Source organism: Reyranella humidisoli (assembly GCF_019039055.1).
GTDB lineage: Bacteria > Pseudomonadota > Alphaproteobacteria > Reyranellales > Reyranellaceae > Reyranella > Reyranella humidisoli.
In genome coordinates, this window is sequence record NZ_JAHOPB010000001.1 from 85644 (window position 1) to 111132 (window position 25489).

Annotated in this window: 23 protein-coding genes; 18 read left to right on the plus strand and 5 right to left on the minus strand. The window is 66.2% G+C overall.

Translation table 11 applies throughout. The features are described 5' to 3' along the window. Positions 1 to 14 precede the first annotated feature (14 nt). Entirely contained in the window at positions 15 to 2351 is a 2337-nt protein-coding gene (locus KQ910_RS00475; RefSeq protein WP_216955878.1) for a xanthine dehydrogenase family protein molybdopterin-binding subunit, read from the plus strand. Between the two features lie 19 nt (positions 2352 to 2370). Then, on the plus strand, positions 2371 to 3729 hold the full coding sequence (locus KQ910_RS00480; RefSeq protein WP_216955881.1) for a bifunctional 3-(3-hydroxy-phenyl)propionate/3-hydroxycinnamic acid hydroxylase: 1359 nt from the start codon (positions 2371 to 2373) through the stop codon (positions 3727 to 3729). A gap of 89 nt (positions 3730 to 3818) precedes the next feature. Here the strand turns inward: KQ910_RS00480 and KQ910_RS00485 are convergent, their stop codons facing one another. Beyond that, positions 3819 to 4214, minus strand: coding sequence for a Zn-ribbon domain-containing OB-fold protein (locus tag KQ910_RS00485; RefSeq protein ID WP_216955883.1), 396 nt, complete (start codon positions 4212 to 4214; stop codon positions 3819 to 3821). 3 nt (positions 4215 to 4217) lie between these two features. After that, complete coding sequence (locus KQ910_RS00490) at positions 4218 to 5390, minus strand: thiolase family protein (RefSeq protein WP_216955886.1); 1173 nt, start codon at positions 5388 to 5390, stop codon at positions 4218 to 4220. 127 nt (positions 5391 to 5517) lie between these two features. On the opposite strand from KQ910_RS00490, the gene KQ910_RS00495 reads away from it, so the two are divergent. Beyond that, the gene (locus KQ910_RS00495) at positions 5518 to 6330 is read left to right on the plus strand and encodes a metal-dependent hydrolase (RefSeq protein ID WP_216955889.1); all 813 of its coding nucleotides are present in this window, start codon (positions 5518 to 5520) and stop codon (positions 6328 to 6330) included. 74 nt (positions 6331 to 6404) lie between these two features. Here the strand turns inward: KQ910_RS00495 and KQ910_RS00500 are convergent, their stop codons facing one another. After that, the gene (locus KQ910_RS00500; protein ID WP_216955892.1) at positions 6405 to 7610 is read right to left on the minus strand and encodes an LLM class flavin-dependent oxidoreductase; all 1206 of its coding nucleotides are present in this window, start codon (positions 7608 to 7610) and stop codon (positions 6405 to 6407) included. 76 nt (positions 7611 to 7686) lie between these two features. On the opposite strand from KQ910_RS00500, the gene KQ910_RS00505 reads away from it, so the two are divergent. The 9 genes from KQ910_RS00505 (at position 7687) to KQ910_RS00545 (ending at position 17047) form a co-directional block, all read left to right on the plus strand. Then, positions 7687 to 10011, plus strand: coding sequence for a CaiB/BaiF CoA transferase family protein (locus KQ910_RS00505; protein ID WP_216955895.1), 2325 nt, complete (start codon positions 7687 to 7689; stop codon positions 10009 to 10011). Between the two features lie 3 nt (positions 10012 to 10014). Continuing rightward, positions 10015 to 10995 carry an NAD(P)H-dependent flavin oxidoreductase gene (locus KQ910_RS00510; RefSeq protein WP_216955897.1) on the plus strand — a complete coding sequence of 327 codons (981 nt, stop codon included), beginning with the start codon at positions 10015 to 10017 and terminating at the stop codon, positions 10993 to 10995. 56 nt (positions 10996 to 11051) lie between these two features. Continuing rightward, entirely contained in the window at positions 11052 to 12164 is a 1113-nt protein-coding gene (locus KQ910_RS00515) for an S-(hydroxymethyl)glutathione dehydrogenase/class III alcohol dehydrogenase (protein ID WP_216955902.1), read from the plus strand. A gap of 27 nt (positions 12165 to 12191) precedes the next feature. After that, complete coding sequence (locus KQ910_RS00520) at positions 12192 to 13073, plus strand: MBL fold metallo-hydrolase (RefSeq protein ID WP_216955905.1); 882 nt, start codon at positions 12192 to 12194, stop codon at positions 13071 to 13073. Between the two features lie 73 nt (positions 13074 to 13146). Beyond that, positions 13147 to 13986, plus strand: a complete 840-nt coding sequence (locus KQ910_RS00525; protein ID WP_216955908.1) for an SMP-30/gluconolactonase/LRE family protein — start codon at positions 13147 to 13149, stop codon at positions 13984 to 13986. A 10-nt stretch (positions 13987 to 13996) separates the two neighbouring features. Further along, positions 13997 to 14818 carry an SDR family NAD(P)-dependent oxidoreductase gene (locus KQ910_RS00530; RefSeq protein WP_216955910.1) on the plus strand — a complete coding sequence of 274 codons (822 nt, stop codon included), beginning with the start codon at positions 13997 to 13999 and terminating at the stop codon, positions 14816 to 14818. A gap of 107 nt (positions 14819 to 14925) precedes the next feature. Next, the gene (locus KQ910_RS00535; RefSeq protein ID WP_216955912.1) at positions 14926 to 15480 is read left to right on the plus strand and encodes a carboxymuconolactone decarboxylase family protein; all 555 of its coding nucleotides are present in this window, start codon (positions 14926 to 14928) and stop codon (positions 15478 to 15480) included. Then, positions 15480 to 16280 (plus strand): SDR family NAD(P)-dependent oxidoreductase, encoded by an 801-nt coding sequence (locus tag KQ910_RS00540; RefSeq protein WP_216955914.1) that lies wholly within the window; start codon positions 15480 to 15482, stop codon positions 16278 to 16280. The genes KQ910_RS00535 and KQ910_RS00540 overlap by 1 nt, the downstream gene beginning before the upstream one ends. 8 nt (positions 16281 to 16288) lie before the next feature. Next, complete coding sequence (locus KQ910_RS00545; RefSeq protein WP_216955916.1) at positions 16289 to 17047, plus strand: SDR family NAD(P)-dependent oxidoreductase; 759 nt, start codon at positions 16289 to 16291, stop codon at positions 17045 to 17047. Here the strand turns inward: KQ910_RS00545 and KQ910_RS00550 are convergent. Continuing rightward, positions 17001 to 17912 carry a LysR substrate-binding domain-containing protein gene (locus tag KQ910_RS00550; RefSeq protein WP_216955918.1) on the minus strand — a complete coding sequence of 304 codons (912 nt, stop codon included), beginning with the start codon at positions 17910 to 17912 and terminating at the stop codon, positions 17001 to 17003. The two genes, KQ910_RS00545 and KQ910_RS00550, sit on opposite strands and share 47 nt — an antisense overlap. A 118-nt stretch (positions 17913 to 18030) precedes the next feature. Here KQ910_RS00550 and psrA point away from each other — a divergent pair, with 118 nt between their 5' ends. From psrA to KQ910_RS00580, 6 genes are all read left to right on the plus strand, one after another. Next, a complete protein-coding gene (psrA, locus tag KQ910_RS00555; RefSeq protein ID WP_216955920.1) occupies positions 18031 to 19143 on the plus strand; it encodes an iron-containing alcohol dehydrogenase PsrA in 1113 nt (370 codons plus the stop codon). A gap of 32 nt (positions 19144 to 19175) precedes the next feature. Beyond that, the gene (phnD, locus tag KQ910_RS00560) at positions 19176 to 20042 is read left to right on the plus strand and encodes a phosphonate ABC transporter substrate-binding protein (protein WP_216955922.1); all 867 of its coding nucleotides are present in this window, start codon (positions 19176 to 19178) and stop codon (positions 20040 to 20042) included. 30 nt (positions 20043 to 20072) lie between these two features. After that, positions 20073 to 20915, plus strand: a complete 843-nt coding sequence (gene phnC / locus KQ910_RS00565) for a phosphonate ABC transporter ATP-binding protein (protein WP_216955925.1) — start codon at positions 20073 to 20075, stop codon at positions 20913 to 20915. Positions 20916 to 20917: 2 nt separating this feature from the next. Further along, the gene (gene phnE, locus KQ910_RS00570; RefSeq protein ID WP_216955928.1) at positions 20918 to 21712 is read left to right on the plus strand and encodes a phosphonate ABC transporter, permease protein PhnE; all 795 of its coding nucleotides are present in this window, start codon (positions 20918 to 20920) and stop codon (positions 21710 to 21712) included. 101 nt (positions 21713 to 21813) lie between these two features. Further along, positions 21814 to 23406: an ABC transporter substrate-binding protein gene (locus KQ910_RS00575; protein WP_216955931.1), complete on the plus strand. Its 1593-nt coding sequence runs from the start codon at positions 21814 to 21816 to the stop codon at positions 23404 to 23406. An 88-nt stretch (positions 23407 to 23494) separates the two neighbouring features. Then, positions 23495 to 24481: a Bug family tripartite tricarboxylate transporter substrate binding protein gene (locus tag KQ910_RS00580; protein ID WP_216955933.1), complete on the plus strand. Its 987-nt coding sequence runs from the start codon at positions 23495 to 23497 to the stop codon at positions 24479 to 24481. Between the two features lie 191 nt (positions 24482 to 24672). Here KQ910_RS00580 and KQ910_RS00585 read toward each other — a convergent pair whose 3' ends face one another. Continuing rightward, on the minus strand, positions 24673 to 25407 hold the full coding sequence (locus KQ910_RS00585; RefSeq protein WP_216955936.1) for a DUF1194 domain-containing protein: 735 nt from the start codon (positions 25405 to 25407) through the stop codon (positions 24673 to 24675). Between the last annotated feature and the right edge of the window lie 82 nt (positions 25408 to 25489).

The window sequence follows — 25489 nt, forward strand, 5'->3', positions numbered from 1 at the left end:
GAAGCGGAACACCCATGAACGCGCCTCTCGCCGCCGACACGACCGATTTGATGAAATTTGGCGTCGGCCAGCCGGTCCCTCGCCAGGAAGATCCCACGCTTCTCAAAGGCCAGGGTCGCTACACCGACGACATCAACCTTCCCGGCCAGGTCTATGCGGTGATGGTCCGCAGCCAGGTGGCGCACGGCCTGCTGAAAGGCATCGACGCCGAGGAGGCGCGCGGCATGCCGGGCGTGCTCGGCATCTGGACAGGCGCCGATCTAAACGCTGCCGGTTATGGCCCGCTGAAGACCGTGATGATGGTACCGAACCGCGACGGCTCGCAGATGAAGACGCCGACGCGCTATTCGCTCGCCACCGACAAGGTACGCTTCGTCGGCGATCCCGTCGCCTTCGTCGTCGCAGAGACCCAGGCGCAGGCGCGCGACGCCGCCGAGGCGGTGATGCTCGACATCGAGGCCCTGCCCTCCGTCACAAATGCGCGCGAGGCCGCCCAGCCTGGCGCGCCCATCGTGTTCGACGACGTGCCTGGCAATGTCTGCGCCGACTTCCAGTATGGCGACAGCGCGAAGGTCGACGAAGCCTTCGCCAAGGCCGCGCATGTGACGAAGCTGCACCTCGTCAGCAACCGCATCGTCGTCTGCGCGATGGAGCCGCGCACCGCGATCGGCCACTACGACAAGGAGACCGACCGCTCGACGCTCCATGCCGGCTGCCAGGGCGTGTTCGGCCTCAAGAACCAGATGGCGGCCTTGCTCGGCATCAAGCCGGCTCAGATGCGCGTCGTGACCGGCAATGTCGGCGGCTCGTTCGGCATGAAGGGCTCGCCCTACCCCGAATATGCCGGCCTCTTCCATGCCTCCAAGGCGCTCGGCCGTCCGGTCAAGTGGACCGACGACCGTTCGGGCAGTTTCCTCAGCGACCAGCACGGCCGCGACCATGATTTCGACGCCGAGCTGGCGCTCGACAAGGACGGCACCTTCCTCGCGGTGCGCCTGAAGGGCTACGCCAATCTCGGCGCCTATCTCTCGAACGTCGGCGCCGCCATGGGCGCGCTGGGTGTCTCGCGCAATCTCGCCGCGGTCTATCGCACGCCGCTGATCGAGGTTCAGACCAAGGTGGCCTTCACCCACACCTCGCCGATCGGCGCCTATCGCGGCGCGGGCCGTCCGGAAGCCAACTATTTCATGGAGCGCCTGATCACCACCGCTGCCCGCGAGATGGGCCTCGACCAGATGGAGATGCGCCGGCGCAACCACATCAAGCCCGAGGAAATGCCTTACAAGACCGCCTCGGGCACGACCTACGACAGCGGCGAGTTCACCGTGCTGCTCGACAAGGCGCTAGAACTGGCCGACGTCGCGGGATTCGAGGCGCGCAAGGAAGAGAGCCGGAAGCACGGCAAGCTGCGCGGCATCGGCATCGGCGACTATCTCGAAGTGACGGCACCGCCGATGAACGAGATGGGCGGGCTGCGCTTCGAGGAGAACGGCGACGTCACGATCATCACCGGCACGCTGGACTACGGCCAGGGCCACTGGTCGGCCTTCGCGCAGGTGCTGACGACCAAGCTCGGCATCCCGTTCGACCGGATCAAGCTGAAGCAGGGAGACAGCGACCTGCTGATCGCCGGCGGCGGCACCGGCGGATCGAAGTCGATCATGGCGTCGGGCGCGGCGATCGTCGAAGCCTCCGACAAGGTGATCGAGAAGGGCAAGCAGATCGCGGGCGTCGCGCTGGAAGCCTCGGCCGCCGACATCGAGTTCAAGCGCGGCCGCTTCGAGATCGTCGGCACCGACCGCGGCATCGGCATCATGGAACTCGCGAGCAAGCTGCGCGGCGGCCTGAAGTTGCCCGAGGGCGTGCCCGACACGCTCGACGTCAGCCACGTCCACGAGGCCGCGCCCTCGGCCTTCCCCAACGGCGCGCATGTCGCCGAAGTCGAGATCGATCCCGACACCGGCCACGTCGAGGTCGTGAAGTACACGATGGTCGGCGACTTCGGCACGGTCATCAATCCGATGCTGGTCGAAGGCCAGAGCCATGGCGGCGTCGTGCAGGGCATCAGCCAGGCGATCTTCGAGCACGTCGTCTACAGCGAGGAAGGCCAGCCGCTCACCGGCAGCTTCACCGACTACGCCATCCCGCGCGCCGGCGACGCGCCGTCCTTCAAGATCGACTATCACTCGGTACCGGCGAAGACGAACGTGCTGGGCGCCAAGGGCTGCGGCGAGGCCGGCTGCGCGGGCTCCCTGCCGTCGGTGATGAACGCCATCTCCGATGCGCTGGGCGGCAAGCACATCAACATGCCGGCGACGCCCGAGCGCGTGTGGGAAGCCTTGAGGTCCTAGCGCCCGCCGGACGCGCAACATGACGCCCCCCGTTCCCGATGTCGCCATCGTTGGCTGCGGACCGGTGGGGGCGCTGCTGGGCAACCTGCTGGGGCAGGCCGGGCTCTCGGTCGACATCTACGACCGGGAGCGCGACATCCATCCGCTACCGCGCGCCGTGCACTTCGACGGCGAGGTCATGCGCATCTTCCAGTCGGCCGGCCTCGCCCCAGCCATCGCCGCCGCGTCTCGCGCCTCGTCGAAGGGGATGCACTTCGTCAACGCCACGGGTGTCACGCTCATGGTTCGGCGAGGCCTCGAGGGGCCCGGCCCGCAGGGCTGGGCGGGCAACTGGTATTTTCATCAACCGATCCTCGAGCAGATCCTGCGCGCCGGCCTGACGCGCTTTCCCAACGTGCGCGTTCATCTCGGCCGCGAGATCGGCTCGACCGACGAACTGGCTGCCCGTTTCGTCGTCGGCTGCGATGGCGCCCGCTCGATGGTCCGCCACGCCATCGGCGGCCATTCGCACGACCTCGGCCTGCACCAGCCCTGGCTGGTAGTCGACCTTCTGTGCGATCTCGAGCGGCCGAGGGTGCAGGCCCTGCCCGACTACACGATCCAGCTCTGCGACCCGGCACGGCCCATGACGGTCGTCCATGTCGGCGGCCGGCGGTGGCGCTGGGAGATCATGCTGATGCCGGGCGACGATCCCGCCCGCCTCACCGAACCTGCCATCTTCTGGCCGATGATCGAGCGCTGGGTGGGGCCGCAGGATGCCCGGCTCGAACGCAGCGCCGTCTATACGTTTCACTCGGTCGTCCACGAAGGGTGGCGACGGGGCAGGCTGCTGCTGGCGGGTGACGCCTGCCATCAGACGCCGCCTTTCCTCGGCCAGGGCATGTGCGCCGGGATGAGGGATGCCGCCAACCTCGCGTGGAAACTCGCGGCCGTCGTCAGAGGCGAGTCCGATGACGGTTTGCTGGATACATACGAGAGCGAACGCGTGCCTCACGTCCGCGCGTTCATCGAGCTGGCGGTGAGGCTCGGCGCCATCCTGCAGGAGACCGATCCCGCCGCCGCCGCGGCACGGGATGCCCGCTTTGCCGCGGGGGCGTCGCTTTTCGACTTTCCACAGCCCCAGCTCGGCCGCGGCCATCGAGCCGAGGCGGCGCCGCCGGTCGGAATGATCTTCCCTCAGCCAAGGCTGGCCGACGGCCGACTGATGGATGACGCGATCGGCCCGCGCTTCGCAATCGTCGGCGAGACGCCATTGCTCGAGAGCGTCAAGCCCGATGCTGTGCCGCTACCCGACGTCGGAAAGGACTGGCTGAAACAGCACGGCGTCCGGGCGGCGCTGCTGCGACCGGACCGCTATGTGTTCGATGTCGCCCGCTGATGTCCTGGCCTTCGAGTTCGCGGCACATCGGTGCTGCCGAACTCGTGAAGAGGCGCGGGGCCCGCTGACGCGGGCCCCGAATGCCGGCGTCAGGCCGGGGTGAACATCGGCAGCGGCGGGCCGCCGTCGGTCGGCTTGAACACGACCGTCACCGGCTGCTCGCACTTCAGCTTGTCGAAGTCGCAGTCGACGATGTTGGTCACCATGCGCGGGCCCTCGGCCAGCGTCACATAGGCCATCGCGTAGGGCACCGGCGCGCGGCGCATGACGCTGTAGGAATAGATCGTGCCCTTGCCCGACGCCTCGACCCACTCGGTCTTGTCGCTGAAGCAGAAGGGGCAGATCGTGCGCGGATAATGATGCGCCTGGCCGCACGCGGTGCACTTGCGCACCAGCAGCTTGCCCTTGCCGGCGGCGTCCCAGTAGGCCTGCGTCTCGTCGCTGATGGCCGGCGCGGGCAGCTTGCGTTCCTTGGTCTCGGCCATGGGTTACTCCCTTTCCAGAATGACGGTGGCGCTGCCGTGCCGCAGGCCGAGCGATCCGCCCGTGCCATGCGCGACCGCGAGATTGCAATTGGGCACCTGCACCTTGGGATGCGCTTCGCCGCGGAGCTGACGCACCGCCTCGAGAACCTTGGTGAGGCCGCCGCGATTGCCCGGATGGTTGCTGCACAGGCCGCCGCCATCGGTGTTGAACGGCAGCTTGCCGGTGCCGGCGATCAGGTTGCCGTCGGCCACGAACGCGCCGCCCTTGCCCTTCTCGCAGAAGCCGAGATCTTCCAGCTGCATCAGCACCGTGATGGTGAAGCTGTCGTAGATCGAGGCGTACTTGATGTCGCCGGGCTTCACGCCGGCTTCGGCGAAGGCCGCCGCGCCGGTGAAGCGGGCGCCCGAATAGGTGAGATCGACCTTGCCGCCCATCTGCGTCTTCACGAACTCGGACGAGCCCAGCAGTTTGACCTTCGGCCGCTTGAGCTTGGCCGCGATCTCCGGCGCCACGACGACGATCGCGCCGCCGCCGTCGGTGATGACGCAGCAGTCGAGACGGTGCAGCGGATCGGAAATGACCGGCGAGTTGACGACCTCCTCGACCGTGACCACGTCCTTCAGCAGCGCATGCGGATTGTACTGCGCGTGGTGCGACGCCGCGACCTTGATCCAGGCGAGCTGCTCGGAGGTCGTGCCGTACTCGTACATGTGGCGCATGGCGCACATCGCGTACATGTTCACCACCGTCGGACCGTAGGGGAATTCGAACGGATCGTCGGGCGTCGGCGTGCCGCCGCGGCTGCGCGGCACGGTGCCGGTCGCCATGCCCTCGGCGCGCGGGCGGCCGGCCAGCGTGATCAGCGCCACCTTGCACTTGCCCGCGGCGATTGCCTCGGCGGCGTGGCCGACGTGCAGCACGTAGGAGGAGCCGCCGGTGTCGGTCGAATCGACGTGGCGGACCTTGAGGCCCATGTATTCGACCATGGACATCGGGCCGAGGCCCGGCGCGTCGCCGGCGCAGAAATAGCCGTCGACGTCGTCCTTGGTGAGACCCGCATCCTCCAGCGCGCCCTTGGCGCATTGCGCATGAATCTGCGCCAGCGAAATGTCCTTCGCGAGCCGGGTCGGATGTTCGTAAATTCCGGCGATATAGGCCTTGCCCTTGATGCTCATAGGCGTGCCATCTCCCTCGTCATTGTGCGGTGCACATGGTGAGGGATCGCAGGCTCACAGGAAAGTGCGCTCTTTCGCTGCGAAGAACGATGCTAGGCTCTGTGGAACAATCGGGGAGCACCGCCACATGGTTTTCCGTCTTCTTTCCGCGATCGCCGCGGTCTGCCTGACGCTCGCCGGCACGGCTCATGCGCAAGGCAAGGCCGAGCTGCTCTGGTACAGCCAGGCCGCCTTCAAGCTCACCACCCAGAGCGGCAAGGTGATCATGATCGATCCCTGGATCATGGGCGCCACCAGGATCCCGCCGGAGCTGAAGGACCTCGACAAGATCGGCAAGGTCGATCTGATCCTGGTGACACACGGTCACGGCGATCATCTGGGCGATGCTCTGGAGATCTCCAAGAAGAACAACGCGCCGATCTGGGCGCCAGCCGGCCTCAACCAGACGCTGGCGACGCTCGGCCTGATGCCCGCCAATCTCGTGCCGCGCATGAGCAAGGGTGGCACCATCGAGCCATTCCCCGGCGTCAAGATCACCATGGTCCATGCCGACCATTCCTCGGAAATGATCCTCAAGGACCCGGTCACCGGCAAGGACACGAGCTACGCCGCCGGCGAACCCTGCGGCTTCATCATCGAGCTGGAGAACGGCTTCAAGATCTACCACATGGGCGACACCGGCATGTTCGGCGACATGAAGCTGATCGGCGAATACTACAAGCCCGACCTGCTGCTGGTGCCGATCGGCGGCCACTTCGTGATGGACCCGAAGGCCGCCGCCTACGCCACCAAGGAGCTGATCAAGCCCAAGATGGCGTGGCCCATGCACTATGCCAGCAACCCGTTCCTCAGGGGCACGCCAGCCGAATACAAGGCGGCGCTGGGCCAGTCGTCGATCGAGGTGATCGACGCCCAACCGGGAACGAAGAAGACGTTCTAGGCTGACATAAACCTCCGTCGTCTCTCCACTACGCCGAGCTACGCTCGGCTCCGGTCGAGACGACGGGTTCTCCTTTAGACATCGCGGGCGCCGGGCGTGCGGGCGCGGAACTCCTCGGGAGCCTCGCGGCCGGCGTCGGTGAAGGCCTTCTTCACCGCCGCGACGTTGGGCCCGAAGATGCCCTTGCGGTTGTCCTTGGCCCACTGGTTCGAGTTGACGATCGTGTCGAGCGAGCCCTGGAAGCGCGGCATCACGTAGCGCGCGAACAGCTCGTAGGAGCGCATCGTCTGCTCGCGCGTCGCCCATTCGTGGGCGCGGAACAGCACGCCGCCGAAGCCGCCGTTCGAGAAGGCCAGCAGCCGCTCGATGCCCTTGGCCACCGTGTCGGGGCTTCCGACCAGGGTCGTGCCCATCTTCACGCCGTCGCGCAGCGGGTCGTCGGCACGGCCGGGCGGGCGGCCCAGCGTGTCCTCGAAATAGGTCATGGTCTCGCGGCGTTCGCCGGCATGGACTTCGCGCAACGCCTGCTCGTCGTCCTCGGTCACGTGGCAGTTCACCACGACGCGCCACTTGCCGCGATCCGCCGTCTTGCCGTGCTTGGCCGCGGTCTCCTCGTAGATGCCCCACTGCTTGCCGAGCATCTCCGGCCCGCCCGGAATGCCCGCGCCGATCGACAGGACGCCGAGCCCGTGCTTGCCGGCGGCGATCATGCCCGAGGGCGTGATGGTGCTGGCGCAGGCGATGGGGAAATGCGGATAGCTGTAGGGCGCGAGATGCAGCCTGGCCTCCTTCAGCTCGAACCAGTCGGTCTTCATCGTGACCGGTTCCTTGCATTCGAGCAGGCGCATGATCGCCTCCAACGCCTCCTCCATGCGCGGCCGCTGGGTCGAGGGATCGATGCCCATCATGTAGGCGTCGGACGGCAGCGCGCCCGGACCGCAGCCCAGCATCGTGCGGCCGCGCGACATGTGGTCGAGCTGCACGAAGCGGTTCGCGACCATCAGCGGATGATGATAGGGCAGGCTCGTGACGCCCGAGCCGAGGCGGATGTAGCGCGTGCGCTCGATAGCGGCGCCGATGAAGACTTCCGGCGAGGCGATTGTTTCCCACCCGGCGGAATGGTGCTCGCCGATCCAAGCCTCGTCATAGCCCAGCTCGTCGATCCATTCGATCAGCTCCATGTCGCGCGCCATCGAGAGCGTCGGGTTCTCGCCCACGCGATGGAACGGCGCCAGGAAGATGCCGAACGTAAGTCCCTTGTGATTGCCGGTCTGTGCCATGAAGTCCTCCGTCACGTACGACGGTAGCATGCGCGCAGCGTTGACCGCAGCACCGGCTTGCGCAGATCATCCCGCGATGAACGAGGCTTCCGCCCTGCCGCTCGCAGGTTTCCACATCGTCGAGGTGAATGACGCGAAAGTGCCGCTCTGCCTGCGTCTTGCGACGTCGCTCGCCGCCAAGATCGCCGCCGACCTCGGCGCCGACGTGCTCAAGATCGAACCGGCCGGCGGCGATCCAGTGCGAGCGGCGCCGCCGCTGCTGCCGCAGGGCGAAAGCGCGCTCTTTCAGTTTCTCAACACGTCGAAGCGCTCCTTGCAACTCGATCTCGGCAGCGAGTCCGGCCGCGGCACGCTCGCGCGTCTGGTCGAAGCCGCCGACGTCGTGCTGTTCGAGGAGCCAGCTTCGGTCGCGTCGATGCTCCGCACCGGCAAGGCCACACCGGTCGAAATCGCGGCCTTTCCGCTCGAGATGGACGCCGCGCAGCGTCCCGTCAGCGAACTGGCGATCCAGGCGCTGGGCGGGCTGATGCACATGGTGGGAGAGCCCGCGCGCAAGCCATTGAAGCTCGGCGGACACCAGGCCTCCTATCCAGCCGGCCTCACGGCCTTCACCGGCCTGATGGCAGCCCTCGCCGCACGCGACGCGGGGCGGCCGGCGCCGTCGGTGCGCGTGTCGCTGGCCGAGGTGATGCAGTGGGTGAACTGGAAGGCGGCCTCTGGGGCCGCTGCGTCCGGCACCTCGCCCGGTCGTGAGGGCAGGAACTCGGAATTCCAGGTCCTGCCGTGCCGCGACGGCCATGTCGCGGTCGTCTACACGGTGACGCAATGGCCCGCGACCCGCGCGCTGGTCGGCGATCCGCGCCTCGACGACCCGAAGTTCAACACGCGGACGGGCCGCCGCCAGAACATCGCCGAACTCTATGCGGCACTGGCGCCCTGGTTCGCCGACAAGACGCGCGAAGAAATCCAGAAGGCGGCACAGGCCAAGGGCGTGCCGTTCGGTCCGATCTTCTCGCCAGCAGAGCTGCTGCAGACGGAGCAGTACGTGGCGCGCGGCTTCCTGGCCGACATGCTGCATCCGACCGAGGGCACGCTGCGGCTGCCGCAGTTGCCGGTGCAGTGGAACGGCCGCTCCTTTTCGCCGCGCCCGGCGCCTGACCTCTCGCCTCCCCATTCAAATGGGGAGGTGCCCTCGTCATACGAGGGTGAAGGGGTCAAGACTGGGCCGACAGGGTCCATGCCCCCTCCGCCTCGGAAGACCTCGGCACCTCCCCATTTGAATGGGGAGGCGAATGACCGTCCTCTCGCCGGCATACGCGTGCTCGACTTCGGCCTGCTGACCGCGGGCGCGAACACCTCGGCCATGCTGGCCGATCTTGGCGCCGACGTGATCAAGATCGAGTCAGGCGCCTATCTCGATCCCTTCCGCGTCGTCGGCAAGATCGACAATGACGACGGCTGGTGGAACCGCTCGCCGCAGTTCCGCTTCACCAACCGCAACAAGCGCGGGCTGGCGCTGAACCTGAAGGATCCCGAGGGCCAGCGCGTCATCCGTGAACTCGCTGCGAAGTGCGATGTCGTCGTCGAGAACTTCCGCCGCGGTGTGCTCGATCGTGCGGGCCTCGGCTACAAGGAGCTGAGCGCGATCAATCCGCGCCTGGTGTTCGCCGCCATCTCCAGCCAGGGCGACACCGGCCCCGAGCGCATGAACGTCTCGTTCGGCAGCACGCTCGACGCGACGTCCGGCATCGCCTCCCTCACCGGCTACGAGGGCGAGGAGCCGCGCATCTCGGGCATGGACGTGAACTATCCCGACCAGATCGTGTCGCTGTTCGCCACCGGCATCGTGATCGCCGCCGTCACCGAAGCACGCCGCACCGGCAAGGGCGCCTTTCTCGACTTCTCCCAGCGCGAAGTCGCGTCGTTCACGCTCGGCGAGGAAATTCTCGCCGCTGCCCGGCTGGCGCCGCGCGGCAATACCGAGGCGGGTGTGGCGCAGCAGGACTCCTACAAGTGTGCCGACGGCAGATGGCTGGCCGTCACCCTCGACGCGCCCGATCCCTCGATGGCTGATTTCTGCGCCAGCAAGCCGCGCGATGCCGCCGTCACGGCGCTGCTCGCCAGGGGCATTGCCGCCGCGCCCTGCTTCGACGGCAACGATCTTCTGCGCGACACCGCCCTGCAGGGCGTGACCCTGGTGCGCGACGAGAACGGGGGCCTCGTGAAAGGCCTTCCCTACCGCCTCGGCGGCGAAGGCCTCGTCATCGAACGGCCCGCGCCCGATCTCGGCCAGCACACCGACGAGGTGTTGCGCGAGTTGCTGGGCTACGACGATACCTGCCTGAAACAATTGAACGACAGCGGCGTGACCTCGACCACGCCCACCATCGGAGAGGTTTGAGACATGCCGCGCGCCGAAGTGCACAAGTTGATGGAGCGCATGGCGATCCCCGCCATCGCCGCGCCGATGTTCCTGGTTTCCAATCCGGCGCTGACGCTCGCCTGCTGCGGCGAAGGGCTGATGGGCAGCTTCCCCGCCCACGGCACGCGCAGCCGCGAGGAGTTCCAGGGCTGGCTCGACGAGATGGTCGAGGGCATGAAGCGCCTCGAGGATGCCGGCAAGAAGCCCGCACCCTGGGCGGTCAATCTCGTCGTCCATGCCTCGAACCCGCGCTACCAGGGCGATCTCGAACTGGTCGAGAAATACAAGGTGCCAGTCGTGCTCACCTCCAAGGGTGCGCCGGGCGATGCCATCAAGCGTATCCATGGCTGGGGCGCGGTGGCGTTGCACGACATCGCCAACCGGCGGCACGCCGAGAAGGCGCTGGAAGCCGGCGTCGACGGCGTGATCGCCGTGGCGGGCGGCGCCGGCGGCCATACCGGCACGATCAATCCTTTCGCCCTGATGAACGAGGTGCGACAGCTCGGCGACAGCTTTGCCGTCGTGCTGGCGGGCGGCCAGACCACGGGGCGCGACGTGCTGGCGGCCGAAGCGATGGGTGCCGACCTCGCCTATATCGGCACGCGCTTCATCGCGACGAAGGAGGCGATGGCGGCACAGGCACACAAGGACATGATCCTCGGCACACGCGCCACCGACGTGTTCCTCACCGCCTCGATCGACGGCGCCCCGGCCAACTGGCTGACGCCGAGCCTTCTTGCCGCCGGCATCGACCTTGACGTGCTGCGCACCACCCTGCCCGGCAAGATCGTCGGCGCGCAGGAGAACAAGAAGCGCTGGAAGGACATCTACACAGCCGGCCACGGCGTCGGGAACATCGAGGACGTGCCAGGTGCCGCCGACCTCGTCCGGCGTCTCGTCAGCCAATACCGCGAGGCGAAGTCGGAAATGGCGCACAGGCTCGCCGGCCGCGCCGCAGCGTAGACGGTGGGCGGCCCCCTGCTCTAGGTTTGATCACCAGTGTTTTGAGGGGGCATCGCGTGAAGACAAAGGCAGCCGTCTGTTTCGAAGCCGGCAAGAACCTCGAGATCGAGACCGTCGATCTCGAAGGGCCGAAGTTCGGCGAGGTCCTGGTCGAGATCAAGGCGTCGGGTGTCTGCCACACCGACGAGTTCACGCGCTCCGGCGGCGATCCCGAGGGCCTGTTCCCGGTGATCTTCGGCCATGAGGGCGCGGGCGTCGTGGTCGATGTCGGGCCAGGCATCGTGTCGCTGAAGAAGGGCGACCATGTGATCCCGCTCTACACACCCGAATGCCGGCAGTGCAAATCCTGCCTCTCGGGCAAGACAAACCTCTGCACCTCGATCCGCGCGACCCAAGGCCAGGGCGTGATGCCCGACGGCTCGTCGCGCTTCTCAATCAAGGGCAAGAAGATCCATCACTACATGGGCTGCTCGACCTTCTCGAACTACACGGTGCTGCCCGAGATCGCGCTGGCGAAAATTCGCCCCGACGCGCCGTTCGACAAGGTCTGCTACATCGGCTGCGGCGTGACGACCGGCATTGGCGCCGTCATCAATACGGCCAAGGTCGAGCCCGGCGCCAATGTCGTGGTGTTCGGCCTCGGCGGCATCGGCCTCAACGTGCTGCAGGGCGCGCGCATGGTTGGCGCCAACATGATCGTCGGTGTCGATCTCAACCCGGCGCGCGAGGCGCTGGGCCGCAAGTTCGGCATGACGCACTTCGTCAATCCGAAGGACCTGGGCGACAAGGATCTCGTCGCACATCTCGTCGAGCTGACCGACGGCGGCGCGGACTACAGCTTCGAATGCGTCGGCAGCACCAAGCTGATGCGCCAGGCGCTGGAATGCTGCCATCGCGGCTGGGGCAAGTCAGTGATCATCGGCGTCGCCGGCGCCGGCCAGGAGATCGCCACGCGCCCGTTCCAGCTCGTCACCGGCCGCACCTGGATGGGCACCGCCTTCGGCGGCGCCAAGGGCCGCCGCGACGTGCCGAAGATCGTCGACTGGTACATGGACGGCAAGATCGACATCGATTCGCTGATCACCCACACCATGCCGGTCGAGAAGATCAACGATGCCTTCGACCTGATGCACAAGGGCGAGTCGATCCGCAGCGTCGTGACGTTCTAGCGCTCAATTCCTGAAGGAAGCCACGCCATGACCGTGCGAAAGCTGGGCGGAGCCACCATCGAGAAGGTCGAGGAAATCTGCGGCCCGGGCTTCAAGCCCGGCCGCATGTTCCCGAAGTTCGATCAGGAAGCCTTCGACGCTCAGAAGAGCTGGATGGTGCCGGAGCACGTGCAGGACGGCAGCGACCGGCTTATCGGCTCGGTCCATACCTGGATCGTGAAGACACCGAAGCACACGATCCTGATCGACACCTGTCTCGGCAATCACAAGCAGCGCCACAATGCGGGCTGGAACAACCTCGACACGCCGTTCCTTGACCGCCTGAAGGCCTGCGGCTGTCCGCCCGAGTCCGTCGACTTCGTGATGTGCACGCATCTGCACGTCGACCATGTCGGCTGGAACACCAGGCTGGAGAACGGCCGCTGGGTTCCGACCTTTCCCAACGCGAAGTACCTGTTCGCCAAGCGCGAATACGCGCACTGGGAAAGCGAGCGGAAGAGCCAGGGTGAAGGCAAAGTGAACGACGGCTCGTTCGACGATTCGGTCCTTCCGATCGTCGAGGCCGGCAAGGCCGTGATGATCGACAAGGATCACCAGCCCGATCCGCTGCTCACCATCAAGGATTATCCGGGCCACACGCCGGGTTCGATCGCCATCAACCTGAAGGATCAGGGAAAGCAGGCCTGCTTCTCGGGCGACATCATGCACCACCCGATCCAGGTCTATCACCCCGACTGGTCGAGCCAGTTCTGCTGGGATCAGGCGATGTCCGCCGTCTCGCGCCGCAAGCTCCTCGAGGACTGCGTCGAGAGCAACGCGTTGCTCTGCCCCGCCCACTTCCCCGGCGCCAATGCCGGCTACGTCAAACCCGAAGGCAATTCCTTCAAGATTGAGTGGGACCGCCAATGATCGACAAACGCAAAGGGTGTCATCCCGAGCGCAGCGAAGGATCCTTCGCTTCGCTCAGGATGACAACGTGCCCATGAAACTCGAACCGCTGCTCGACGGCCTTTCCTTCGGTGAGGGCCCGCGCTGGCGGGACGACCGGCTCTATTTTAGCGACTTCTACGTCCATCAGGTCCGCACGGTCGACGAGAGCGGCAAGGCCGAGACGATCGTCGAAGTGCCCGGCCAGCCGTCCGGCCTGGGCTGGCGACCCGACGGCACTATGCTGATCGTGAGCATGACCGACCGCCGGCTGATGCGCTTCGCAGGCGGCAAGCTCACCGTCGAGGCCGAGCTGGGCGCGATCGCGACCGGCCTGTGCAACGACATGATCGTCGATGCCAGGGGCCGCGCCTATGTTGGCAATTTCGGCTTCGACCGACATGCCGGCGAGAGCCCGCGTCCGGCCGTGCTGGCCCGCATCGATCCCGACGGCTCCGTCCATGCCGCGGCCGACGGGCTGATGTTCCCCAACGGCACGGTCATTACGCCCGACGGCAGGACGATGATCATCGCCGAGACCTTCGCCAAGTGCCTGACGGCCTTCGACATCGCCGCTGACGGCACGCTGTCCAATCGCCGCGTCTGGGCGGAAACGCCGACCTGCAATCCCGACGGGATCTGCCTCGATGCCGAGGGCGGTATCTGGGTCACCGGCGCCTTCACGCATCAGATGGTCCGTGTGCTCGAAGGCGGCAAGGTCACGCATGCGCTCGATCTCGGCGAGCGCGCGGCCTACGCCTGCATGCTGGGCGGCAAGGACCGCCGCACGCTTTTCGTCATCACCAACACCGGCAGCGGGCCGGCCATCGCCGACAAGAAGGCCGGCCGCATCGAGACGATGCGCGTGGACGTGCCCGGCGCCGGCCTGCCCTGAGGAGGAATTCGTGAAAGGTCCAGAGGACGATGCCGGGCTTGCCGGCAAGGTCGCGATAATTGCCGGCGGCGGCGCCGCCGGCGACGGCATCGGCAACGGCCGTGCCGCGGCGATCCTGCTGGCCCGCGCCGGCACCCATGTACTGGTGGCCGACCGCGACCTGAAGCTCGCGGAACGCACGGTCGAGATGATCAAGGCCGAGGGCGGCCAGCATGCCGCGGCCCATGCCGGCGACATGACGCAGGAAGCCGAGTGCAAGCGGCTGGTCGACGCCGCGGTCGATCGCTGGGGCCGGCTCGACTTCCTCGACAACAATATCGGCATCGGCAGCCGCGGTTCGGTCGTCGAGGAGAAGTCCGAGGAATATCGCCGCGTGATGCAGGTGAACGTCGAGACGATGTTCCTGCTCTCCAAGCATGCGATCCCGGCCATGATCAAGACCGCCAAGGGCGGCTCGATCGTGAACATCTCGTCGATTTCGGCGCTGCGTCCGCGTGGCCTCACGACCTACACGACCTCGAAGGCGGCGGTGATCGGCCTCAGCCAGGCGATGGCGGTCGACCATGGCCGCGACAATATCCGCGTCAACTGCATCTGCCCCGGCCCGATGTACACGCCGATGGTCTATGCCCGCGGCAACGGCATGAGCGAGGCCGCGCGGGCGCAGCGCGCCAGGGCGTCCGTCCTCAAGACCGAGGGCACCGGGTGGGATGTCGGCCATACCGTGCGCTTCCTGCTCAGCAACCATGCCCGCTACATCACCGGCCAGGTGATCGTCGTCGACGGCGGTGTGACCCTGCAGGGCCCGGCACGCGATTCGCAAGATCACTGACGCCCATCACCTGCAGGTGTCATCCCGAGCGCAGCGAGGGATCTTTAAGGCAACAGCAAGGATCCCTCGCCTTCGGCTCGGGATGACAATGAGGAGGAAAGCAAAAGATGGCCCGCCTGCCCTATCTCGAGCCCGACCAGGTCGCGCCTGAGTATCGCGACATGCTCAAGCGCAACACCAACCTGCACAAGCTGCTGGTCAACTCGCCCGACATGGCGCGGGCCTTCAGCGGGCTGGGCGGCTACATCCGCTTCAAGAGCAAGCTCGACACGCGCCTGCGCGAGCTGGCCATCCTGCAGGTCGGCTGGATGGAGAAATCCGAGTATGAATTCACCCACCATGTGAAGATCGGCAAGGAATTCGGCGTCACCGACGAGGACATCAAGGGCCTGATGGCCGAGACCGAGGGCAAGCCCTCCCATCTCGAGCCGCTGACCAAGGCCGTCCTCAGGGGCGCGCGCGAGATGGTGAAGGACCTCGCAATGTCCGACGCCACCTTCGCGGAGATCAAGAAGGACCTGTCCAACGAGCACATGACCGACCTGGTGCTCACCATCGCCTTCTACTGCGCCGTCGTCCGCGTGCTCGCCACCATGCAGATCGACAACGAGCCGCAATACAAGGAAGTGCTGAAGCAGTACCCCATTCCGGGAGTGAAGTGATGCGCCTGAAAGATCGAGTCGCCATCGTCGTCGGCGCCGGCCAGAGCCCCGGCGAGGGCATGGGCAACGGCCGCGCCACCGCGCTCACTTTTGCGCGGGAAGGCGCCAAGGTCCTCTGCGTCGACCACAATCTCGAATCGGCGAAGGAAACCGTCGAGATGATCGGCGCCAACCAGGGAACGGCGATGGCCTTCAAGGCCGACGTGACCAGCAACGCCGACCTCAAGGCCATGGTCGACGACGCGCATGCCCGCTGGGGCCGCATCGACATCCTGCACAACAATGTCGGCGTCTCGTTGTCGGGCGGCGACGCGGAGCTGCTCGACATCACCAGCGAGGCCTTCGACCGCTGCGTGGCGATCAACCTCAAGAGCTGCATTTTCGCCGCCAAGCACGTGCTGCCGATCATGCGCGCCCAACAGAGCGGCGTGATCATCAACATCTCCTCGATGGCGGTCATCACCACCTATCCCTATGTGGCCTACAAGGCGACCAAGTCGGCGATGGTGTCCTTCACCGAACAGCTCGCCTACCAGAACGCGCAATACGGCATCCGCGCGAACGTGATCCTGCCCGGCCTGATGAACACGCCGATGGCCGTCGACACACGCGCCCGCACCTTCAAGAAGAGCCGCGCCGAGGTCGAGGCCGAGCGCGATTCCAAGGTGCCGCTGCGCAAGAAAATGGGCACCGGCTGGGACGTCGCCAACGCCGCGCTCTTCCTGGCGTCCGACGAGGCGAGCTTCATCACCGGCGTCACCCTGCCGGTCGACGGCGGGGCGAGCGTGCGTCGAGGCTGACGCCGGACATGGGCCGCCTTGCGGGCAAGACCGCCCTCATCACCGGTGCCTCCTCGGGCATCGGCCGTGCCATCGCCCGGAAGTTCCAGGCGGAAGGGGCAACCCTTCTGCTGATGGACATCACCGAGGCCGTGGTCGAGGGCGGCGAGCCGACGCACAAGATCCTGAACGTGCCGTTCTTCCAGGGTGATGTGTCGAGCGAGAAGGATGTAGAGGAAGCGGTGCGGCAGGCGGCCCTGCCGACCGGCCGGCTAGACATCGTGGTCAACGACGCCGCCATCCGCTCGGCGAAGAAACTCACCGACACCAGCCTCGAGGAATGGAACCGGGTGATGGAGGTGAACGTCACCGGCGTCTTCCTGATGTGCCGCACCGCCGTGCGCCGAATGCTGACCCAGGAGATCCGCAACGAGGCGCGCGGGCGCATCGTCAACATCTCCTCGCAGCACGGCATGATCTCCTCGCCCGAGGATTTCTCCTACGGCGTCTCGAAGTCGGCGGTGGTTTACATCACGCGGCAGATCGCGTCCGACTACGGAAGAGACAGCATCATCTGCAACGCCGTCGCGCCGGGGAAGATCCTCACGGGCAAGACCGGCCGCGCCGTCGAGCCGCGCTGGATCGACTACAGCCACGCCCGCACGCCGCTACCGCGCCTCGGCCGTTCCGAGGACGTCGCCAATGCCGCTCTCTTCCTCGCCTCCGACGAGGCGACATTCATCACCGGCGAGAATCTGATGGTCGACGGCGGCTGGATGGCGAACTGACCGGCAGCAAGCCCGCAAGAACCTGAAGGAAGGCGCGCACGAGACGTGCGTTCTGCCGCTCCTTCAGGTGAACGACGTGGGCGTAGGTGTAGACCTCGGCATCCGTGATCGGCAGCGGCCGGATGCGCGGATCGGGGATGAATTCCGCCTCCGACACGACGCCCATGCCGATCCCCTTGGCGACCGCCTCGCGGATCGATTCGCGACTGCCGATCTCCATCACGACCTGGGGCCGGACATGGGCCTCGCGCATCGCCTGATCGAAGGCGCGACGGGTCGTCGAGCCCGCCTCGCGCAGGATCAGGCGCTGGCCTTCCATGTCGCGCACGCGAATGCCGCGACGCTGCGCGAACGGATGGTCGATATGGCAGAAGGCGACCACGCGGTGGCGGCGATAGGGAATGGCGACCAGCCGCGGATCGGGATCGACATGGGCGAGCACCGCCACGTCGGTCCGGTAGTCCAGCAGGTCGCGCAGCGTGTCGCGCGAATTGCCCACGGTCACCGAGACATAGAGGCCAGGATGGCGTGCATTGAAGGCCGCCAGCATGTCGGTGACGTGATAGGGACCGACTGCACCGACACGCAGATGGCCGGTCTTGAGGCCGCGCGTCTCGTTGAGATAGTCGGCCGCTTCCTTCTCGTCGGCGAAGAGCCGGCGCGTGATGTCCAGAAGGCCGCCACCGGTCTCGGTGAGTTCGATGCGTCGGCCACGGCGCACGAACAACTCGACGCCGAATTCCTGCTCCAGCGATTTCACCTGCGTGGTGATGGTCGGCTGGCTGACGCCCAGCTCGCGCGCGGCGGCGGTGAAGCTCAGCCGCTGCGCCACGGCATGGAAGGACCGGAGCTGCGTGTGCCTCATATTGATTTTCTCAATGCCAGTTCGAGAATGTTTGAATTGGATAAATGTGAGAGGCGGCCGGAGGATTGTCAAAAGGCCGACAAGGCCAAAGCCGTAAAGCCAAGGGAGTGAAGCGCGGATGTGGCGCTATCGGAATCCGGTCGACGTGAAGTTCGGCACGGGCGTCTTCGAGACGCTGGGCAAGGCCTTGGCCGGCCGCCCCTACTGCCTCGTGACCTATGACGACGCCAATGGCGGCGGCATCTTCGCCGAGCTGACCCGGCGCGTCGTGGCCCAGGCCGGTGCCCCGGCCGTCACGGTGAGCAACATCGGCCCCAACCCGGATTTCATCGGCCTCGCGGACTCCTGCCGCACCTATGCCGCCGCGACGCAACCGGTCGAGGCGATCGTCGCGCTGGGTGGCGGTTCGGTGATGGATGCGGCCAAGGTGCTGGCCGCCGCGAAGGGCAACTTCGACACGGTGCGGCGCCATCTCGAGACCGGCAAGGACGGCGACGCGCTCGGTCGTACGCCGATCATCGCCATTCCGACCACGGCCGGCACCGGCAGCGAAGTCACCTCGTGGGCCACGGTGTGGGACACCGTCGCCATGAAGAAGTACTCGCTGGCCCGCGAGACGCTCTATCCCGAGGCGGCCCTCGTCGATCCCCTCCTGACGCTCGGCCTTCCGCGCGCGATCACGATCAGCACCGGCCTCGATGCGCTCAGCCACGCGCTGGAAAGCATCTGGAACGTCAATGCCAACCCGGTGTCGAGCTCGCTGGCCGAGGTCGCGGCGCGCGAGGTGATCGAGGCGCTGCCCATGCTGGCCGACGACCTCAGGAACGAGGCGCTGCGCACGCGGCTGGCGCGCGCCAGCCTGTTCGCGGGCCTCGCTTTTTCCAACACCCGCACGGCGCTGGCCCATTCGCTGTCCTATCACCTGACCCTGCATCACGGCGTGCCGCACGGCATCGCCTGCTCGTTCAGCCTGCCGATGGTGATGCGCGCCGTGGCCGGATGCGACGCCGCCTGCGACGCCTCTCTGCGGCGCATCTTCGGCACAGACCTGGTGGCGGGCGCGGCGCGCCTGGAAGCTTTCCTGAAAAAACTCGGCATCTCGCCGGACGCCACCGCGCACGGCATCGCCGCCCGCGACTGGGCGCGCCTGGTCGACGACGCGCTGGCCGGCGACCGCGGCCGCAACTTCATCGGACGCCGGGAGGCGCTGTTGGCCGAAATGGCCGCTTAGTCGAAGAAAAGCAAAACAAGGAGGAAGCAACAATGACCAGGATGACGCGTCGCGATTTCGGGCTTCTCACCGCAGGTTCCCTCCTGCTCGGCGGACCGGCACAAGCGCAGCAGGTGCTGAAGGTCGGCCTGATCCCTTCCGAGGATTCGCGGGCGATGCTGGCCCAGAGCAAGGACATCCTCGACGCGGTCGAGAAGAATTCCGGCATGAAGGTCCAGGGCTTCGTCGCCACCGACTATAACGGCGTGATCGAGGCGCTGCGCGCCAAGCATCTCGACATCGCCTATCTCGGGCCGTTCTCCTACGTGCTGGCTACCACCGTGACGCCGGTCGAGGCCTTCGCCATCGCCGAGACCGCCAAGGCCGGCCGCACCTACTATCACTCCAAGATCATCGCGCTGAAGTCGAGCGGCATCAAAACGCTCGCCGACCTCAAGGGCAAGAACTTCGCCTTCGTCGATCCCGCCTCGACCTCGGGCTACGCCTTCCCGCTCGCCGGGTTGCTCAAGGCCGGCATCGAGCCCAAGCGCGACTTCAAGACCGTGCTGTTCACCGGCGCGCACGACGCCAACGCGCTGGCCGTCGCCAACGGCAAGGTCGATGCCGCGACCATCGCGGACCGCATCCTCGATGCCGCCATCGCCAAAGGCCACATCAAGGCCGACCAGATCCAGGTCGTGTGGGAATCGGCACCGATCCCCGAATCGCCGATGGTCTGGCGCAAGGATCTTTCGCCTGAAACGAAGGCCAAGGTGAAGGCCGCCTTCCTGTCGATCAAGGACCTCAACTGGTCCGACCAGGGCAAGCTGAACGGCTTCAAGGAAACCAACGACCAGGCCTACGACGTCGTGCGCGAGACCGCGAAGCTCGCGAACATCGACCTGAAGAAGCAGAAGTAGTCGCCCGCACCGCTCCAGGGAGATCGACCGATGATCGAAATCCGCGGCCTCGCCAAATCCTATGGCGACCTCCAGGCGCTTTGCGACGTCAACCTTTCGATCCGGCCCGGCGAATTCGTCGTCGTGCTGGGACCGTCGGGCGCCGGCAAATCGACGCTCCTGCGTTGCATCAACCGGCTGATCGAGCCGACCGCCGGCGACATCGTGGTCGACGGCACGTCGCTCTCCTCGAACCGCCGTGACCTGCGCCTGCTCCGGCGCAACGTCGCGATGATCTTCCAGCAGCACAATCTGGTGAAGCGCCTCAGCGTGCTGAAGAACGTGCTGGTCGGCCGCATGGCCGATCTCTCACCGGTCCTGAGCAGCCTGCAGCTCTTTCCCGAAGCCGACGTCAAGATCGCGCTTCACTGCCTCGAGCAGGTCGCGATGTCCCACAAGGCCCGCAGCCGTGCCGACGCCTTGTCCGGCGGCGAGCAGCAGAGGGTCGGCATCGCCCGGGCGCTGGCCCAGCAGCCCAAGTTCATGCTGGCCGACGAGCCGGTGGCGAGCCTCGATCCCAAGACCTCGCGCACCGTTCTCAACTACCTGAAGAAGAGCTGCAAGGAATCGAACATCGCGGTTCTCTGCAATCTCCACCAGATCGACTATGCGCTGGAGTTCGCCGAGAGGGTCGTGGGCCTGTCGGCCGGCCGCGTCGTCTATGACGGCGCCCCGGCGGGCGTCAGCGGCGACGTGATCCGCAGCATCTATCCCGGCCTCGACGATCCCAACGTGCTCGACGCGGCCCAGCGCCTCACCGAGCGCCGCCGCGCCGCGGCGGAAGCCGAGATCGCGCTGGCGGCAACCACCGCCTCTGTCGAAGGGAGGGCCTAGGAATGTCCCTGCAATTCGTCGTCAACAAGCCGCGCGGTCCGCTCGGCTGGTGGATCATGCTCCCGATCCTGGGCGCCACGGTCGCGATCCTCTGGTGGTCGGCCCTCGGCACTCGCCTCAGCATCACCGGCTTCATCGACGGCCTGCCCTGGATCGGCGACTTTGTCGGCCGCATGCTGCCACCGAACTTCGCCTTCATGCAGAAGCTGGTGCAGCCCGCGATCGAGACGGTGCAGATCGCATTGTGGGGCACGTTGCTCGGCATCGTGCTGGCCCTGCCGGTCTGTTTCTTCGCGGCGCGAAATCTCTCGCCCTACGCCTGGGTGTTCCACGGGCTGCGTCAGGTGCTTAACGTGATGCGGGGCATCAACGAGATCATCCTGGCGCTGATCTTCGTCGCCGCGGTCGGCCTCGGCCCTTTCGCGGGCGTGCTCGCCATCGCGCTGCACGGCGCCGGCATGCTGGGCAAGTTCTTCGCCGAAGCGATCGAGGAGATCGACGAGGGTCCGCTCGATGCGCTGCGCGCCGCCGGTGCAGGCACCTTGCAGCGAATCGTGTTCGGCGTGTTGCCGCAGGTGTTGCCCGCCTGGATCGGTGTCGTGCTCTATCGCTTCGAGACCAACATCCGCGTTTCGACCGTGCTGGGCATGGTCGGCGCAGGCGGCATCGGCTTCGAACTCATCAGCTCGATGAAGCTCTTCGCCTACGAGGATACGGCGGCCTGCGTGATCGTGATCCTGATCCTCGTACTTGCCGCCGATCTGATGTCGTCGAAACTTCGGGCCATGATCCGCTAGGCAAGGATTCTCCAGCCCGAACCGCTAGCCGGACCGGCCCTCTCGACGGAGGGCCGGCTTCACGTCATCCTCTCTGCAACGGGGCATGGGAGGATAAATTGATGCGTTTACCGATCAGGATTCTTGGCGTCGTTGCGGCCTTTGGCCTGTCAGCGACGCCCGCACTCGCTCAGAAGAGCGGCGGCACCCTCAAGATGTACATCGCGGACAATCCGCCCAGCACGTCGATTCACGAGGAAGCGACGACCTCCACGGTCGTGCCCTTCATGGGGCTCTACAACAACCTCGTCATGTTCGATCAGCAGATTCCGCAGAACAGCCTCGAGACGATCCGCCCGGATCTCGCCGAAAGCTGGTCGTGGAGCGGCGACGGCAAGAAGCTGACCTTCAAGCTGGTCGGCAATGCGAAGTGGCATGACGGCAAGCCCTTCACCTCGGCCGACGTGAAGTGCACGTGGGACATGCTCGCCGGCAAGAGCGAGACCCAGAAGCTGCGCAAGAACCCGCGTACCTCGTGGTACTGGAACCTGCAGGACGTCACGACCAACGGCGACCGCGAGGTGACCTTCCATCTCGGCCAGCCGCAACCGTCGCTGCTGATCCTGCTCGCCTCGGGCTACAGCCCCGTCTATTCCTGCCACGTGCCGACGGCGCAGATGCGCACCAAGCCGATCGGCACCGGTCCGTTCAAGCTCGGTGAATTCAAGCAGAAGGAGATCGTCAAGCTCGTCCGCAATCCCGACTACTTCAAGAAGGGCAAGCCCTACCTCGACGCCATCGAGATGCCGATCGTGCCGGCCCGCGGCACCGCCATGCTGGGCTTCGTGTCGGGCCGCTACGACATGACGGCGCCCTACGCCGTCACCATCCCGCTGCTCAAGGACATCAAGGCGCAGGCTTCCAGTGCCATCTGCGAGGTCGCGCCGATGAACAACAACACCAACCTGATCGTGAACAGCGCAGCGCCGCCGTTCGACAATGCCGACATCCGCCGCGCGATGCTGCTCACCATCGACCGCAAGTCGTTCATCGACATCCTGGCCCAGGGGGCCGGCGAGGCCGGCGGCGTCATGGAGCCGGCGCCCGGCGGCGTCTGGGGTATGCCAAAGGAGATGTTCGACAAGGTCCAGGGTTACGGGCCAGACGTCGCCAAGAACCGCGCCGAGGCGCAGGCGATCATGAAGAAGGCGGGCTACGGGCCGGACAACAGGCTGAAGCTCAAGGTTTCAACCCGCAATCACCTGCTCTATCGCGATCCGGCCGTCATCCTGATCGACCAGCTCAAGGAGATCTACATCGACGGCGAACTCGATCTGGTCGACACCGCCTTGTGGTTCAACAAGGTCGCGCGCAAGGATTACTCCATCGGCCTCAATACCACCGGCAACGGTGTCGACGATCCCGACCAGACCTACTTCGAGCACTATGCTTGCAAGTCGGAGCGCAACTATGTCGGCTACTGCAATCCCGAGATCGAGAAGCTCTTCCCGATCCAGTCGGCCGAGCGCGATATCGAGAAGCGCAAGAAGCTCGTCTGGGAGATCGACAAGCAGATCCTCGAGGAGGGCTTCCGTCCGATCATCATGTGGAACGCCTCGGGCAGCTGCTGGCACCCCCACGTGAAGGGTTTCCGCCCGATGGTGAACAGCCTCTACAACGGCTCGCGCTTCGAGGACGTCTGGCTCGACAAGTAAGTCGATGGCAGAACGGCCGGGCCGCTGCGAGCGGCCCGGCCCAAGAGCGCAAAGGCGCCAGGCACGACACTTCAGGGAGGGATCTGAGATGAGATTGCCACGCATCGCTCTGACGCGCCGACATGCCCTGACGGGCGCGCTGCTGCTTACGGCAGCCCCGGCGATGGCCGCCGATTGGCCCGAGCGCCCGATCCGCATGATCATCCCGTTCGCCGCGGGAGCAGGCGCCGATATCGTCGGGCGCACCTTCGGCGAGGAGCTGGCCAAGGCGCTGGGCCAGCCGGTCGTGATCGACAACAAGGGTGGCGCCGGCGGCCTGCTGGGCACGGCCGAAGGCGCACGGGCGCCGGCCGACGGCTACACGCTGCTCCTCACCTCGCAGGGCGCCACCGTGTTCAACATGGGCCTCTACAAATCACCGGGCTACGATCCGCTGAAGGATCTCATTCCGATCGCCACGACCGGCATCCTGACCAACGTCATGGTCGTGTCGACGGCCAACCCGGCCAACACCGTCGCAGACGTCATCGCGCAGGCGCGCGCCAAGCCGGGCGAGCTCACATACGGGTCGAGCGGCGTCGGCAGCAGCCTCCATATGTCGGGCGTCATCACGGAGCAGCGTACCGGCGTGAAGCTCCAGCACGTGCCCTATCGCGGCGCGCCGGCCGCCGTGCTCGCGGTGATCAATGGCGAGGTGACCATGGGCTTCTTCAACGCCCCGACCGTGGTCGGCCAGATCAAGGCCGGCAAGCTGAAGGCGCTTGCCGTCACCACCAAGGACCGTTCGGTCATCATGCCCGGCGTGCCGACCATGATGGAGGCGGGCGTGCCCGACTTCGTGGTCGCGACGTGGCTGGGCTTCGCGGTGCCGACCGGCACCCCCGCGCCGATCGTGGCGCGCCTCAACGCCGAGATCGGCCGCATCGCGCAGATGCCGCAGGTGAAGGAGAAGCTCCTCGTCCAGGGCTTCGAGGTGCTGCCGCCGGACACGCCGGCCGCCGCCCGCAAGCTGATCGCCGACGATCAGGCGCTGTGGCTTCCCATCATCAAAGCGTCTGGCGCGACGGCGGAGTAGAAATAGTCCCACACCCCGTCATCTCGACCGGAGCGCCCCTCGAGTTCCTCGGGGTAAACTCCACGCGGAGTGGAGAGATCTTCTCTCCACCATTTTTCGGCTTTTCGTCGAGCTAAGGTCTCTCCACTCCGCACCTTTGGTGCTCCGGTCGAGATGACGGATTCTTCTTAATTCCCTCAGCCGGATCGGCCTCAATCTCCAGCCGCGAGCTGGGGGCCCGGCAAACCGGCGATCTCCTGGATCAGCTTCTTGGTCATGGCCCGGCCGAAGGCGCCGTGGTTTTCGGCGACGATGGTGAAGGCGCCCTGGCCGCCGATGACGTTTTCCTGAAAGTATTTCTCGAGGCCGCCGGGCGGATTGGTGTGCTCGGGGCGGAACGACTCCTCGAGCGGGGTCAGGATCACCAGCGCGTTGATCGTGATGTTGCGCGCGACGGCATCGTCGCGGGCGTCGGTGATCAGGCGCCCACCGATGTTGTTGCCATCGCCGGACACGTCGATGACCTTGCGGTCCGCCGCGAACGGCGCGCGCTCGAACAGGCCCACGGCGAAGTCGATCGCGGCGCTGATCGAGGTACTGCCGGCAAACGAGCGGGGCGTCTCGATCAGCTTGTCGCCGAAGAGGCGCGCCGACGCGCCGTCGCCGATCACCACCCAGTCGACGACGACGTTCTGCATGTTGGCCGACGCCCATTCGACGAAGCAGATCGCGATGCGGCGATGCGGGCCCGAGGTGATGGCCCGCACCACGTCAGGATGGGTGATAGCGGCCGCTGCGCCTTCGCGCTGGAGCTTGAACTTCGATTGGGTGACGCTGCGCGAGACGTCGGCCGCCATCACCAGCAGCATGTCGACGGGCTCGGCGGCGCGCGCCGACGGCGAGACGGACATCAGAATCAGGCCGAGCAGCGCTACCATCATCTTCATCGCACGGGCCCCCGGTCTCTGTTGGTCGAAAGCGGCGTTGGGCGCTTCCCACTATAGGCCGCCGGACTGCGTCGGCGATCGT

What these genes read in the sequence shown, in the direction of transcription:
- KQ910_RS00500 (WP_216955892.1), bottom strand. Translation starts at nt 7,610, where the DNA reads ATGGCACAGACCGGCAATCACAAGGGACTTACGTTCGGCATCTTCCTG.
- KQ910_RS00525 (WP_216955908.1), top strand. Translation starts at nt 13,147, where the DNA reads ATGAAACTCGAACCGCTGCTCGACGGCCTTTCCTTCGGTGAGGGCCCG.
- KQ910_RS00580 (WP_216955933.1), top strand. Translation starts at nt 23,495, where the DNA reads ATGAGATTGCCACGCATCGCTCTGACGCGCCGACATGCCCTGACGGGC.
- KQ910_RS00495 (WP_216955889.1), top strand. Translation starts at nt 5,518, where the DNA reads ATGGTTTTCCGTCTTCTTTCCGCGATCGCCGCGGTCTGCCTGACGCTC.
- KQ910_RS00575 (WP_216955931.1), top strand. Translation starts at nt 21,814, where the DNA reads ATGCGTTTACCGATCAGGATTCTTGGCGTCGTTGCGGCCTTTGGCCTG.
- KQ910_RS00480 (WP_216955881.1), top strand. Translation starts at nt 2,371, where the DNA reads ATGACGCCCCCCGTTCCCGATGTCGCCATCGTTGGCTGCGGACCGGTG.
- KQ910_RS00535 (WP_216955912.1), top strand. Translation starts at nt 14,926, where the DNA reads ATGGCCCGCCTGCCCTATCTCGAGCCCGACCAGGTCGCGCCTGAGTAT.
- phnE (WP_216955928.1), top strand. Translation starts at nt 20,918, where the DNA reads ATGTCCCTGCAATTCGTCGTCAACAAGCCGCGCGGTCCGCTCGGCTGG.
- KQ910_RS00485 (WP_216955883.1), bottom strand. Translation starts at nt 4,214, where the DNA reads ATGGCCGAGACCAAGGAACGCAAGCTGCCCGCGCCGGCCATCAGCGAC.
- KQ910_RS00505 (WP_216955895.1), top strand. Translation starts at nt 7,687, where the DNA reads ATGAACGAGGCTTCCGCCCTGCCGCTCGCAGGTTTCCACATCGTCGAG.
- psrA (WP_216955920.1), top strand. Translation starts at nt 18,031, where the DNA reads ATGTGGCGCTATCGGAATCCGGTCGACGTGAAGTTCGGCACGGGCGTC.
- KQ910_RS00585 (WP_216955936.1), bottom strand. Translation starts at nt 25,407, where the DNA reads ATGAAGATGATGGTAGCGCTGCTCGGCCTGATTCTGATGTCCGTCTCG.
- phnC (WP_216955925.1), top strand. Translation starts at nt 20,073, where the DNA reads ATGATCGAAATCCGCGGCCTCGCCAAATCCTATGGCGACCTCCAGGCG.
- phnD (WP_216955922.1), top strand. Translation starts at nt 19,176, where the DNA reads ATGACCAGGATGACGCGTCGCGATTTCGGGCTTCTCACCGCAGGTTCC.
- KQ910_RS00545 (WP_216955916.1), top strand. Translation starts at nt 16,289, where the DNA reads ATGGGCCGCCTTGCGGGCAAGACCGCCCTCATCACCGGTGCCTCCTCG.
- KQ910_RS00520 (WP_216955905.1), top strand. Translation starts at nt 12,192, where the DNA reads ATGACCGTGCGAAAGCTGGGCGGAGCCACCATCGAGAAGGTCGAGGAA.
- KQ910_RS00490 (WP_216955886.1), bottom strand. Translation starts at nt 5,390, where the DNA reads ATGAGCATCAAGGGCAAGGCCTATATCGCCGGAATTTACGAACATCCG.
- KQ910_RS00475 (WP_216955878.1), top strand. Translation starts at nt 15, where the DNA reads ATGAACGCGCCTCTCGCCGCCGACACGACCGATTTGATGAAATTTGGC.
- KQ910_RS00510 (WP_216955897.1), top strand. Translation starts at nt 10,015, where the DNA reads ATGCCGCGCGCCGAAGTGCACAAGTTGATGGAGCGCATGGCGATCCCC.
- KQ910_RS00540 (WP_216955914.1), top strand. Translation starts at nt 15,480, where the DNA reads ATGCGCCTGAAAGATCGAGTCGCCATCGTCGTCGGCGCCGGCCAGAGC.
- KQ910_RS00550 (WP_216955918.1), bottom strand. Translation starts at nt 17,912, where the DNA reads ATGAGGCACACGCAGCTCCGGTCCTTCCATGCCGTGGCGCAGCGGCTG.